At 58.1% G+C, this 13,003-nt stretch carries 11 protein-coding genes; 7 read left to right on the top strand and 4 right to left on the bottom strand.

Annotated elements, in window-relative coordinates:
- Positions 1 to 50 precede the first annotated feature (50 nt).
- Genes fhuA through fhuB form a run of 4 tightly spaced genes read left to right on the top strand, consistent with a single transcriptional unit; the run spans position 51 to position 5,974 of the window.
- Entirely contained in the window at positions 51 to 2,261 is a 2,211-nt protein-coding gene (gene fhuA, locus IFU29_RS11765; protein ID WP_191934098.1) for a ferrichrome porin FhuA, read from the top strand.
- Positions 2,262 to 2,309: 48 nt separating this feature from the next.
- On the top strand, positions 2,310 to 3,101 hold the full coding sequence (fhuC, locus tag IFU29_RS11760; protein ID WP_191934097.1) for a Fe3+-hydroxamate ABC transporter ATP-binding protein FhuC: 792 nt from the start codon (positions 2,310 to 2,312) through the stop codon (positions 3,099 to 3,101).
- A 15-nt stretch (positions 3,102 to 3,116) separates the two neighbouring features.
- On the top strand, positions 3,117 to 3,998 hold the full coding sequence (fhuD, locus tag IFU29_RS11755; protein WP_191934096.1) for a Fe(3+)-hydroxamate ABC transporter substrate-binding protein FhuD: 882 nt from the start codon (positions 3,117 to 3,119) through the stop codon (positions 3,996 to 3,998).
- Positions 3,998 to 5,974, top strand: coding sequence for a Fe(3+)-hydroxamate ABC transporter permease FhuB (gene fhuB / locus IFU29_RS11750; protein ID WP_191934368.1), 1,977 nt, complete (start codon positions 3,998 to 4,000; stop codon positions 5,972 to 5,974). Before fhuD ends, fhuB begins: the two co-directional genes overlap by 1 nt.
- 88 nt (positions 5,975 to 6,062) lie before the next feature.
- Here the strand turns inward: fhuB and hemL are convergent, their stop codons facing one another.
- Complete coding sequence (gene hemL, locus IFU29_RS11745; protein WP_191934095.1) at positions 6,063 to 7,343, bottom strand: glutamate-1-semialdehyde 2,1-aminomutase; 1,281 nt, start codon at positions 7,341 to 7,343, stop codon at positions 6,063 to 6,065.
- A gap of 169 nt (positions 7,344 to 7,512) precedes the next feature.
- Here hemL and clcA point away from each other — a divergent pair, with 169 nt between their 5' ends.
- Positions 7,513 to 8,928: a H(+)/Cl(-) exchange transporter ClcA gene (gene clcA / locus IFU29_RS11740; protein ID WP_191934094.1), complete on the top strand. Its 1,416-nt coding sequence runs from the start codon at positions 7,513 to 7,515 to the stop codon at positions 8,926 to 8,928.
- 95 nt (positions 8,929 to 9,023) lie between these two features.
- Entirely contained in the window at positions 9,024 to 9,368 is a 345-nt protein-coding gene (gene erpA, locus IFU29_RS11735) for an iron-sulfur cluster insertion protein ErpA (protein WP_191934093.1), read from the top strand.
- A gap of 114 nt (positions 9,369 to 9,482) precedes the next feature.
- On the opposite strand, the gene IFU29_RS11730 is transcribed toward erpA, so the two are convergent.
- The 3 genes from IFU29_RS11730 to mtnN form a co-directional block, all read right to left on the bottom strand.
- Complete coding sequence (locus IFU29_RS11730) at positions 9,483 to 9,737, bottom strand: hypothetical protein (RefSeq protein ID WP_191934092.1); 255 nt, start codon at positions 9,735 to 9,737, stop codon at positions 9,483 to 9,485.
- A gap of 120 nt (positions 9,738 to 9,857) precedes the next feature.
- A complete protein-coding gene (btuF, locus tag IFU29_RS11725; RefSeq protein WP_191934091.1) occupies positions 9,858 to 10,670 on the bottom strand; it encodes a vitamin B12 ABC transporter substrate-binding protein BtuF in 813 nt (270 codons plus the stop codon).
- Positions 10,663 to 11,361, bottom strand: coding sequence for a 5'-methylthioadenosine/S-adenosylhomocysteine nucleosidase (gene mtnN, locus IFU29_RS11720; protein ID WP_191934090.1), 699 nt, complete (start codon positions 11,359 to 11,361; stop codon positions 10,663 to 10,665). The genes btuF and mtnN overlap by 8 nt, the downstream gene beginning before the upstream one ends.
- A gap of 130 nt (positions 11,362 to 11,491) precedes the next feature.
- Here mtnN and dgt point away from each other — a divergent pair, with 130 nt between their 5' ends.
- A complete protein-coding gene (gene dgt, locus IFU29_RS11715; RefSeq protein ID WP_191934089.1) occupies positions 11,492 to 12,997 on the top strand; it encodes a dGTPase in 1,506 nt (501 codons plus the stop codon).
- The last annotated feature ends 6 nt before the right edge of the window (positions 12,998 to 13,003 follow it).

Raw genomic sequence — 13,003 nt, 5'->3', positions numbered from 1 at the left:
AATTATCGTTTCGTTTCACATTCAACAATCTTTTTTCAGAGAAATGCTAAATGGCCAATCTGCGCGATTTATCCACTGATTTTAACCACGCGAAAACAGCAAAACGACAGCTGGCGGTGTTTGTCGCCCTGTCTCTTACCAGCGGTACCGCCTTTGCTGCCGCCGAACAGACCCTCAATGTGACGGCCACCGCCGGCAGCGAACCGCAGGAAAGTGCCTGGGGCCCGTCCCCGACGATTGCGGCAAAACACAGCGCCACTGGCACCAAGACCGACACGCCGATCGAGAAAAATCCGCAGTCAGTGTCAGTCATTACCAGTCAGGAAATGCAGACGCATCAGCCTTTATCGGTAAAGGAAGCGCTGGGTTATACCACCGGGGTGATGGTGGGTAACCGCGGTGCGTCGAACGTGATTGATGCCTTATCCATCCGCGGTTTTAGTGAGACAAATACCAATCAGTATCTCAATGGGCTGAAACTACAGGGTGACAATTACTCAGAGTTTGCCGTTGACCCCTATTTCCTGGAGCGCGTTGAACTGATGCGCGGCCCGACATCCGTGCTGTATGGGAAAAGTAATCCCGGCGGCATCGTGTCCATGGTGAGTAAGCGCCCGACCACAGAATCTTTACGTGAAGTTCAGTTCCAGATGGGCACCGACAACCTGTTTTCCACGGGATTTGACTTTGGCGGTGCCCTGGATGATAACGACGAATTCTCTTATCGCCTGACAGGCCTGGCCCGCAGTGCCGATGCGCAGCAGCAGATGAATAAAGAGAAGCGTTATACCGTTGCCCCTTCTTTCAGCTGGCAGCCCGATGAGAACACGAACTTTACCTTCCTCAGCTACTTCCAGAATGAACCGGAAACCGGCTATTACGGATGGTTGCCGCGTGAAGGCACGGTCGTACCGATTACCGACGCCAACGGCAATCAGCACAAGCTGCCAACGGACTTTGATGAAGGCGAAGACAGCAACAAGATTTCGCGAAACACCAAAATGGTCGGCTACAGTTTTGACCATGCCTTTAATGATACCTGGACCGTGCGTCAGAACCTGCGTTACGCCCAGATGCGCACCAACTACCTGAGCATTTATGGCAACGGCCTGAATACCGCCAATAACACCATCGATCGTGGCTATGCGCATTCTCAGGAAAAGCTGAATCAGTTCGCCGTCGATACTCAGGCGCAGGCTACGTTTGCTACGGGGCAGGTGGATCACACGCTGCTGATGGGTGTGGATTATCAGCGTTCACGCAACGATATCGATGCTATTTTTGGCGCAGCCGCGCCGCTGGATGCCTTGAATCCGGTGTACGGCAACGATCAGCCAACCGTGTTGTATAACCCGTATCAGTACCTGAACAAACAGGAACAGACCGGTCTTTACGCGCAGGATCAGATGGAGTGGGACCGCTGGGTGTTAACCCTGGGCGGGCGCTATGACTATCTGACCATGTCAGCATTCGATCGCAACGTCAGTGAGAATAAAACCCACGATCAGGCCTTTACCTGGCGCGGTGGGGTGAACTATGTCTTCGATAACGGTATCGCCCCTTATTTCAGCTACAGTGAGTCGTTTATACCTAACAGCGGCACCACTCTGGGTGGAGAGACCTTTACGCCCTCGCGCGCCAAACAGTATGAAGCCGGCGTGAAATATGTGCCGAAAGATCGCCCGATCGTGCTGACCGGGGCGATTTACCAGTTGACCAAAAACAATAACCTGATGGGTGACCCGGCGGCACCGCTGTTCAGCGTGCAGGGCGGGGAAATTCGCTCACGTGGATTCGAGTTTGAAGCTAAAGCTGCGGTGAATGCCAACATCAACATCACGGCGTCCTACAGCTATACCGATGCGGAATACACCGAAGACAACTATCTGCGCGGCAAAACGCCGGTGCAGGTGCCTAAGCATATGGCGTCCCTGTGGGGTGATTACACCTTCAATGAGACGGCACTCTCCGGCCTGACGCTGGGGAGCGGGCTGCGCTATGTGGGTGAAAGCAAGGGGTTGTATCGCCATCAGGACAGCAACGGCGACAAGCAGGACCAAAACTTTGACGTCGCAGGCTATACGCTGGTTGATGCTGCAGTGAAATATGATCTGGGGCGGTTCGGCCTGCCAGGTTCTTCCATCGGCATCAATGTGAATAACCTGTTTGACCGTAATTATGTTGCCAGCTGCTACCGTGAGCATGCCTGCTATTGGGGCGCGGAGCGCCAGATTGTCGCTACGGCGACCTTCCGTTTCTAAATGTCTAACCGGGCGCGGTCCGCCGCGCCCGCCAATCAGAAGATCACCATGCAACAGCACTCCACCGAAACGACCTTCACCCTGGACCGTGTCAGCTTTAGCGTGCCAGGCCGTACCCTGTTACAGCCGCTGTCGCTGGCTTTCCCCGCCGGGAAAGTCTGTGGCCTGATCGGCCATAATGGTTCCGGAAAATCGACCCTGCTGAAAATGCTGGGTCGCCATCATGCGGCATCGGCAGGGCAGGTCTTACTCAACGATCGGCCCGTGGCCAGCTGGCAGAGCAAGGCGTTTGCGCGGGAAGTCGCCTATCTGCCCCAACAGCTGCCTGCGGCGGAAGGCATGACGGTACGTGAGCTGGTGGCGGTGGGGCGCTATCCCTGGCACGGGGCGCTGGGCCGTTTCGGCGTGGACGATCGGGAGCGGGTCGAAGAGGCTATCGCCCTGGTCGGGCTGAAACCTTTTGCACAACGTCTGGTGGATAGCCTGTCCGGGGGAGAACGTCAGCGTGCGTGGATCGCCATGCTGGTGGCACAAAACAGCCGCTGCCTGCTGCTTGATGAACCCACCTCCGCGCTGGATATCGCCCATCAGGTAGACGTGCTGGCGCTGATCCAGCGTCTGAGCCGTGAACGCGGCCTGACGGTGATTGCGGTGCTGCACGATATCAATATGGCGGCGCGCTACTGCGACCATCTGGTCGCGCTGCGCGGCGGCGAAATGATTGCCCAGGGAGGGCCTGAGGCGATCATGACCGGGAGCGTGCTGGAACAGATTTATGGTATTCCGATGGGGATTTTGCCGCACCCGCAGGGTGGCGCGCCGGTGAGTTTTGTTTATTAAATATGGGATGTTGTGATGCCGGATATTGTGCGTCGCCGTCTGCTGACGGCACTGGCCTTTTCCCCGCTGCTGGCCCAGTTTCCTCTCAGGGCTCAGGCCTTGGGCGAACAGCGCATTATTGCGCTGGAGTGGCTGCCGCTTGAGCTGCTGATGGCCCTTGGCGTGATCCCTGCAGGGGCCGCCGAACTGACTGGTTATCGGCAGTGGGTGGGCGAGCCTGTTCTGCCCGCATCGGTGGTGGATGTCGGGCTGCGTACCGAACCCAATCTTGAACTGATTACCCAGATGAAACCGACGTTGATCCTCTATTCCCAGGGGTATGGTCCGGATCCGTCACGCTTTATGCGTATAGCACCGGGTCTGGGCTTCACCTTTAACGAGGGGGGAACGGGCAAGCCGCTGACCAGCGCGCGTCATTCGCTGATGGTACTGGCGAAGCACATCGGCCGGGTTCCCCAGGCGGTGGCGCACCTGGCCGATCTGGATGGTCAGATGGCCGGTCTGAAAAATAAACTGGCCCATCGTCCGCCGCGCCCGCTGCTGCTGCTGTCCATTGTTGACCCGCGCCATGTGATTGTTTTCACCGCCAACGGGCTGTTCCAGGAAGTGCTGGATAATCTGGGGCTTGAAAATGCCTGGAAAGCAGAAAGTAGCTTCTGGGGGAGTGTGATCGTGGGTATTGAAAGGCTGGCGGATTTGGGTGATGTCGATGCCATCGGCTTTGAGCACGATAATCAGGCGATTGTTGACCAGGTGACGTCGACGGCGCTCTGGCAATCCCTGCCGTTTGTCCGTAGCGGCCGCTTTAAAGCGATGCCCCGCGTGTGGTTCTACGGTGCCACACTGTCAGCCATGCAGCTGATCGCCAGCCTTGACCATGCACTGGAGGTGAAATGATGCGTCATTCTCGTTTGCCGCTCCTGCTGCCCGCCGCGCTGTTTGCCGCGGCACTGGCCCTGACGCTGGTCAATCTGCAGCAGCGCCTGCCGCATCAGCTCTGGCTGACGGCGCTCCTGACCCCGGATAACAACCGTATTGAACAGATGGTGTTTCACTACAGCCTGATGCCGCGCCTGACGCTGTCACTGCTGGCAGGGGCGGGACTGGGGCTGGTCGGCCTGCTGTTTCAACAGGTGCTGCGCAATCCGCTGGCTGAACCGGCGACCCTGGGCGTGGCCAGCGGGGCCCAGCTGGGGCTGACCGTGGTTACGCTGTGGGGCGTCACGGGTGGAATGGTTACGCAGCAACTGGCAGCCATGACGGGAGCGGTGCTGGTGGGGATCGTGGTCTTTGGCGTTGCCTGGGGTAAACGCATGTCGCCGGTCACGCTGATTCTGGCGGGGCTGGTAGTGTCGCTGTACTGCGGCGCGGCGAACCAGATCTTTGCCATCTTCAATCACGATCAGCTACAGAATATGTTTCTGTGGAGCAGCGGCTCGCTGAATCAGATGGACTGGAGTAACGTGGCGTTCCTCTGGCCGCGTCTGCTCGGCGGACTGTTGCTGACCCTGCTCCTGCTGCGCCCGATGACCCTGATGGGGCTGGACGATGGCGTGGCAAAAAATCTGGGGCTGGCTCTTTCGCTGGCGCGCATCGGCGTGCTGGGCCTGGCGATTTTAATCAGTGCTTCGCTGGTCAATGCAGTCGGCATTATCGGCTTTATCGGCCTGTTTTCGCCGCTGCTGGCGAAGATGCTGGGCTTCCGTCGGTTGATCAGCCGTCTGATACTGGCTCCGGTCATCGGGGCGTTGCTGCTGTGGCTGGCCGATCAGATAGTGCTGTGGCTGACCCCCCATATGGGCGAGATCTCCACCGGGACGGTGACCGCCGTCATCGGTGCGCCGCTGCTGCTGTGGCTGCTGCCACGCCTGCGCACCGGCTCTGTTCCACCGGCGATGGACCAGGGGGATCGGGTGCCTTCCGAGCGGCAAAACCTGCTGTGGTGGGCGGCGATCGGTGGCGGCGTCCTGCTGCTGCTGATGGCGGTGGCGTTAAGCTTTGGCCGCGATGCACACGGCTGGGTGTGGGCCAGCGGTGAACTGTGGCAACAGCTGTTACCGTGGCGCTGGCCGCGGATGGTGGCGGCGATGGCGACCGGAATGATGCTGGGCGTCGCAGGCTGTGTTGTACAGCGGCTGACCGGTAATCCGATGGCCAGCCCCGAAGTGCTGGGGATCAGCTCCGGCGCGGCGTTTGGCGTGGTGGTGATGCTGTTTATCGTGCCGGGCGATGCCTTTGGCTGGCTGCTGCCGGCGGGCAGTCTGGGTGCCGCACTGACGCTGCTGGTGATCTCGGTGGCCGCCGGGCGCGGCGGTTTCTCACCAGAGCGGATGCTGCTGGCAGGGATGGCTCTGAGTACCGCCTTTACTACGCTAATGATGCTGCTGCTGGCCAGCGGCGATCCGCGTATGGCGAACCTGCTGACGTGGATTTCCGGGTCGACCTATAACATTGATGTCCTGCAGGCGAAGCGCACGCTGATCATCATGGGGGTTCTGCTGGCGCTGGTACCGCTGTGTCGCCGCTGGCTGACCATACTGCCGCTGGGAGGGGCGACCGCCCGGGCGGTGGGGATCGCGCTGACGCCCTCGCGACTGACGCTGCTGCTGCTGGCCGCCGTGCTGACTGCGGCCGCAACGCTGACTATCGGCCCACTGAGCTTTGTCGGGTTGATGGCACCGCATATTGCGCGAATGCTTGGCTTCCGCCGGGCGTTCCCGCAGCAGGTGATGGCTGCGCTGCTGGGGGGCGGTGTGATGGTGGCGGCAGACTGGTGTGGAAGGATGCTGGCTTTCCCGGATCAGATCCCGGCAGGGCTGCTGGCGACCTTTATCGGTGCGCCGTACTTTATCTATCTGCTACGCAAGGTGTAAAAAAGGGCCGACCGGAAAGGGTCGGCCCTGCTGGCGCATGGCGGCAAGGCCGGGCCGGGCAACATTTTTGCCCGGCCGTTATTCCGCTTTACAGCTTTGCAAAGCTGCGGCGTGCGGCATCAATCGTGCGCTGAATATCTTCCGGGCTGTGTGCCAGTGACATAAAGCCCGCTTCAAAGGCCGAGGGTGCCAGATAGACGCCTTCTGCCAGCATCAGATGGAAGAAACGCTTGAAGCGCTCCACGTCGCACTTCGTCACATCCGCATAGCAGGTGACGCTTTCCGCATCGGTAAAGAACAGCCCGAACATGCCGCCAACATGGTTAACCACGAAGGGAATTTTTTCCGCTTTTGCCGCTGCCAGCAGGCCGTCGGCCAGCTGCGTGGTCAGACGCGTCAGCGCCTCGTGCGTGCCCGGGCGGGCCACTTCGGTCAGACAGGCAAAACCGGCCGCCATCGCAATCGGATTGCCGGACAGCGTACCGGCCTGATAGACCGGCCCGGTAGGAGAGAGCGCGTCCATCACTTCGCGGCGGCCACCAAAGGCACCGACCGGCATCCCGCCGCCGATGATTTTACCGAGGCAGGTCAGATCGGGCTTAACGCCATAGTGAGCCTGAGCGCCAGCGAGCGCCACGCGGAAGCCGGTCATGACTTCATCGATAATCAACAGGGCACCAAACTCGTCGCACAGCGCACGCAGGCCTGGCAGGAACGATGGCAGCGGCGGGATGCAGTTCATGTTGCCCGCAACCGGCTCCACGATGATACAGGCGATCTCTTGCGGATACTGCTCAAAGGCGGCGCGTACCGTCGTGAGATCGTTATAGGTGCAGGTGAGGGTGTGCTTCGCAAAATCAGCCGGTACGCCCGGTGAGTTTGGCTGGCCCAGCGTCAGTGCGCCTGACCCCGCCTTGACCAGCAGGCAGTCAGCGTGGCCGTGGTAGCAGCCTTCAAACTTAATAATTTTGTCACGATGGGTGAAGCCGCGAGCAAGGCGGATGGCGCTCATGGTGGCTTCGGTACCGGAGTTGACCATGCGGACCGTATCCATCGTCGGGACCAGTTCGGTCACCAGCGCAGCCATTTTAACTTCCATCTCGGTCGGCGCACCGAAGCTCAGGCCGCGTTCGGCCGCTTCAATGACCGCGTGACGGATGGCGGGATGATTATGGCCCAGCACCATCGGGCCCCAGGAGCCGACATAATCGATGTAGGCTTTGCCGTCCACATCGTACAGCAGGGCTCCGTCAGCACGTTCGATAAACAGCGGCACGCCGCCAACGCCGTTAAAGGCACGTACCGGTGAATTCACGCCACCGGGAATTAACTGCTGCGCCTGAGCGTACAGATTTTCAGACTTACTCATGGAACCGCTCCTGATCATTCATGGAAAAACCCGTCTATTCTAAGGGAACTTGGCGGAGCAGCCAAAGGCTGATGCTGTTTATGACACGATTAGAGAGAATTAAAGCGCGGGTGTTCATGACTGGAACAGGTAATATATTGACCCATCTTTACCCTGAAATGAACGAACGATGAATCAGCAATCGACTTCTACCGATGAGCTCAACGTGGTGCCTGTGCGTCGCGGTGATTTTCTGCGTCTGCTGCTGCGGCGTGATAAAACCCCACTGACCATTCTGGTCATGGCGGGCATGGTTGGCACGTTGACCGGTCTGGTCGGGGTGGCGTTTGAAAAGGCAGTAAATCGAATCATTTTCCTGCGTACCAGCGGAGTGCTCGCCTTCGAAGGTCAGCCGCTGGTCATGATCGTGCTGGCCTTTTTCGCCTCAGCCCTGCTGGCCGCAGGCGGCTATTACCTGGTACGGCGTTTTGCGCCCGAAGCGGCGGGGTCGGGTATCCCTGAAATTGAAGGTGCGCTGGAGGAGCTGCGTCCGGTGCGCTGGTGGCGGGTGATCCCGGTGAAATTTATCGGCGGCATGGGCACGCTGGGGGCCGGGATGGTGCTCGGGCGGGAGGGACCAACGGTACAGCTGGGGGGGAATATCGGGCGGATGTTGCTCGATATCTTCCGCATGAAAAGTACCGAGGCCCGCCATTCCCTGCTGGCGACCGGTGCGGCGGCGGGTCTGTCGGCGGCCTTTAACGCGCCGCTGGCCGGGATCCTGTTTATTATAGAAGAGATGCGTTTGCAGTTCCGCTACAGCCTGATTTCCATTAAGGCGGTGTTCGTTGGCGTGATTATGTCGAGCATCGTGTTCCGTATTTTTAACGGGGAAAATGCAGTTATTGAAATTGGTCGACTCGCCGATGCGCCGGTGAATACGCTGTGGCTCTATCTGCTGCTCGGGATGATATTTGGCGTCGTGGGTGTGGCGTTTAATCAGTTTATTTTCCGTATCCAGGATCTGTTTCAGCGTCTGCACGGCGGTCGTTTAAGCAAGGTACTGCTGGTGGGGGCCTTACTGGGGGGCGGATGCGGAGTGCTGGGCCTGCTGTTACCAGCGGCTGCTGGGGGCGGTTCCAGCCTGATCCCGCTGGCGGCAGCGGGCAATTTCTCCATTGGCATGCTGCTGTTTCTGTTTATTGTCCGGCTGGCGACCACGCTACTCTGCTTCTGTTCTGGCGCGCCTGGCGGTATATTTGCCCCGATGCTGGCGCTGGGCACGCTGCTGGGCACGGCATTTGGCCTCTGTGCGGCCGCCTGGCTGCCGGACTATCATCTGCAGGCTGCGACGTTTGCCATCGCCGGTATGGGCGCGCTGTTTGCCGCCTCCGTGCGGGCCCCGCTCACCGGTATCGTTCTGGTGCTGGAGATGACGGACAACTATCAGCTGATCCTGCCGATGATCATTACCTGCCTGGGGGCGACGCTGCTGGCCCAGTTTCTCGGCGGGCAACCCTTGTATTCTTCTCTGCTTGCCCGCACCTTAGCGAAGCAGCAGCAGCGTGAAAATGAAGCCGCTACCGCACAGGGTGGTACAGCCTGAACTTGATTGCTATACCAGTGTGTTAGATAATGACACTAATTATGGTCGAATTGTGACCTGTCAGGCACCGGCCTGTATGTATACTGGAGTGACCTATGAGCGACGATGTAGTCCTGCCCCTGCAATTTACTGAAGCTGCGGCGAGTAAAGTCAAAAACCTGATTTCCGATGAGGACAACCCGGATCTGAAACTGCGCGTTTATATCACCGGTGGTGGTTGTAGCGGGTTTCAGTACGGTTTTACCTTCGACGACAAGATTAACGATGGGGATATGACCATTGAGAAATCAGGTGTTGCGCTGGTCGTGGATCCGATGAGCCTGCAATATCTGGTCGGTGGTGCAGTTGATTATACTGAAGGCCTGGAGGGATCGCGCTTTATCGTGACCAACCCGAATGCCAAAACCACCTGTGGCTGTGGCTCCTCATTTAGCATTTAAATGCCCTGCAAAACAAAAATGCTTCCCGCTGCCGGGAAGCATTTTTTTTACCCAAACTACGCCAGGTCTCCGCGTGCGGCTTACGCACGGGTAGCCTGAGGCCGAATGGGTAAATTACCATTCGACGGTCACTAACCTTGCCTCCTGACGCTTTACCCCATCGCGCATGATAACGTCCTGCGTGATTTTTGGCTGTGCATCAGGCTGCGATCCACACGCAACGCCGGGCAGGCGTGAAGCAGAAAGTGTGCTCCCGTCTACGCTGCACTGTGAGTAGATAGTTAATTTCACGCCAATACTGCCGGTGGTTGAGGCAGCAAAGACGTGACCCGTCATCATCAGCCCGAGGGCCAGATAAAGGGTTTTCATGGTGCTATTTCCTGGTATATAAAACAGGGCAAAATACCCTGATAAAAAACGAACGAAAAATCGCCGTTACACTTAGTTAACGGCAGCTACCGCCGGATCTTTACTCACCTTTTGCGGTGATTATGAGTGTGACGGAAGAGGGGCGGTGGCTAATTCGCTGCACAATTTTTGCGCAGCAAGGATCATACGTGGTCCCGCGCGACTTATCCAGTCATCATTAATGACCACGATCGGCACGGTGAGCTGAGGTTGCCAGAACAGTGCAATCTGCCGGGCATCCGCGCTGTCGCCGGGCGCCACCACGGCGGCGGGCTGGCGTAATAAAACCTGTTCACGGCTGACCTGTGGCCAGGGCACCGACGCAGAGGCAAAGATATTTTCCCCTTTGCACAGGCGTAAGACTTCATCCTGCAGGGTATGGCCCGATGCGGTAAACAGGGGCTTAAGGCCAAACTGTAAAAAGACCCGCTTCACCGGCTGTGACTGGTAACGCTGGCGCAGGCGGTCAAACTGCGCCTGCAGCGCTGCCGCCGCCTGCCTGGCCCGCAGAGGGTGTGGGCTGTACGCAGCCAGCTGGCGCAGGCTGTCCGTGAGCTGCGCGATGGAGTCCGGAGCCAGCCAGATCACGCGGATGCCCAACGCCTGAAGCTGATCGGCCTGGCGCTGCGGTGTCCCGCCCCGCCACGCGATCACCACATCAGGCTTCAGTCTGAGCAGCTTTTCAACGTTGATCCCCTGCCAGTTAGCCACCTGTTCGATTTGCTGCGCCGCCGGCGGGAAATCGGAGTAAGCGCTGACCCCAACGGGGGTGATGCCGGCAGCAAAGGCCAGTTCAGTGAGGTTGGGGGCCAGGGTGACTACACGGGGGGCGGCCTGAACAGCGGCGGCACAGGTCAGCCACAGCAGAACCAGCCACCCAAGGCGTTTAGCCACGGGCCAGGTGAGTCAGTAAGGTTTCGACCATCAGGGAAGACTGCTGTGCAGCCACCACCAGGAACTCGTCGAAGCTCAGGTGCGACGCCTGATCTGCCACATCGGAGATCGCGCGGACCACCACAAACGGGGTGCCGAACTGGTGGCAAACGTGGCCGATTGCCGTCGCTTCCATCTCAACTGCAATTGCCTGCGGGAAGGTGGTACGAATGCGCGCCAGCGGTGCAGCACCGTTGATAAAAGCATCGCCGCTGACGACCAGGCCGCGCACGGCGTTCAGGTTGAGTTCACCGATGCACTGCTCAGCCGCGGCAATCAGCGTTTCATCTGCCTTAAAGGCGGCCGGGCAGCCTGCCATCTGGCCGGGCTCATAGCCGAAGGCGGTTACATCGGCATCGTGATAGCGCACTTCATCGGAGACCACGATATCACCCACTTTCAGCGTGGGAGCAAGCCCCCCGGCAGAACCGGTATTGATCACGACATCGGGTTTGCACAGCTCCAGCAGCAGGGTGGTGCCCAGTGCCGCTGAGACTTTACCAATACCCGATTTCAGCAGGGCAATCTCGACCCCGTTCAGCGTACCCGTGTAAATTTCACAGCCTGCCAGCGTCAGGGTCTGACGGTTTTCAATTTTGTCACGCAGGAGCGTCACTTCCTGTTCCATTGCGCCAATAATGCCTGCTTTCATAGGGATACTCTCTGAATTAGTGGAATTTGCCATTCATTTCAGCGCATAGTCTATCATGGCAGCTCTAGAGAAATAATCCGCTAATCGGTACTGCGATAATCACGGCGTCGTAAACCAGAGGGAATAAGGTATGACCGGGATCGACTTCCGCAAAAAGATTAACTGGCAGCGTCTGTTTCGCCCTTATCAGGGGCCGAAGAATGAACATGAAATCCTGCGTATTTTTGAAAGCGATCGCGGGCGTATCATTAATTCGGCGGCTATCCGCCGCTTGCAGCAAAAAACCCAGGTCTTCCCGCTGGAGCGGAACGCTGCGGTGCGTACCCGGCTGACCCATTCGCTGGAGGTACAGCAGGTGGGGCGCTATATTGCCAAGGAAGTGCTGACACGCCTGCAGGAGATGGGGCAGCTTGAGCGGCTGGGGCTGAAGGAACTGACCGCCCCGTTTGAGAGCATTGTTGAAATGGCCTGCCTGATGCACGACATTGGTAATCCACCGTTTGGCCACTTTGGCGAGTCGGCGATCAATGACTGGTTCCGTCAGCAGCTGGATGCAGACTGGGTGCCGGATGGCGGGCGCGAGGATCGTTGTGTGCCGCCGGTACTGCATCAGCGTGACGACGGGCTTAATGAGCTCCGTGAGAAAGTGCGTCAGGATCTCTCGCATTTTGAAGGGAATGCCCAGGCGATCCGCATGGTCCATACTCTGATGAAGATGAATCTCACCTGGGCGCAGGTGGGCTGCATTTTAAAATATACCCGCCCGGCCTGGCATCACGGGCCGGTGCCCGCGAGCCACAGCTATTTAATGAAAAAGCCGGGATATTATCTGGCGGAAGAGGAATATATTACCCGACTGCGTGAGCAATTAGAGCTTGAGCCACACTGCCGCTTCCCTCTGACTTATATTATGGAAGCCGCCGACGATATTTCTTATTGCGTGGCCGACCTGGAAGATGCTGTCGAAAAAAACATCTTCACCGTTGAACAGTTATATCAGCACTTATTTCAGCTCTGGCCAGACCACCAGGCAGACGATCTTTTTGCTACCGTCGTCACCCGCGCGCTGGAAAAATCGCGGAATCCACGGACCACGCTGTGCAGCGAAGATCAGTTCTTTATGTATTTACGCGTGAATACGGTGGCAGAGCTGGTTCCCCACGCGGCAAGCCGCTTTATTGATCATCTTCCTGACGTGTATCACGGAGAATTTAATGAAGCGCTGCTGGAGGACGGCAGCCCCCACAGTCAGTTGCTGGAAGTCTTTAAAAAAGTCGCGTTTCGTCATGTGTTTAATCACCCTGAAGTCGAACAGCTGGAGCTGCAGGGTTATCGCGTGATCAGCGGGCTGCTGGATATCTACCGACCGTTACTGCTGCTCTCTCAGGATGAGTTTAGCGAACTGACCGCACAGGATTATTTAAAAGGCTACCCGATTGAAACCCGCCTTTTCCATAAACTGTCGACACGTTTTCGCCTTGCCTACACGGAGGCGGTAGCGTCAATGGATAAAAACCCACAGGAGAGTGCTATCTGGGAATACTATTATCGCGTACGGCTGTTACAGGATTACATCAGCGGCATGACCGATCAGTATGCCTGGGATGAGTACCGACGCCTGATGGCGGTGGAATAACGGTGA

This window comes from Erwinia persicina, from assembly GCF_014838825.1.
In the GTDB taxonomy this organism is placed as follows: Bacteria; Pseudomonadota; Gammaproteobacteria; order Enterobacterales; family Enterobacteriaceae; genus Erwinia; species Erwinia persicina_A.
The sequence above is the reverse complement of the archived record's forward strand: the minus strand, read 5'-3'. Positions and strand labels throughout refer to the sequence as shown.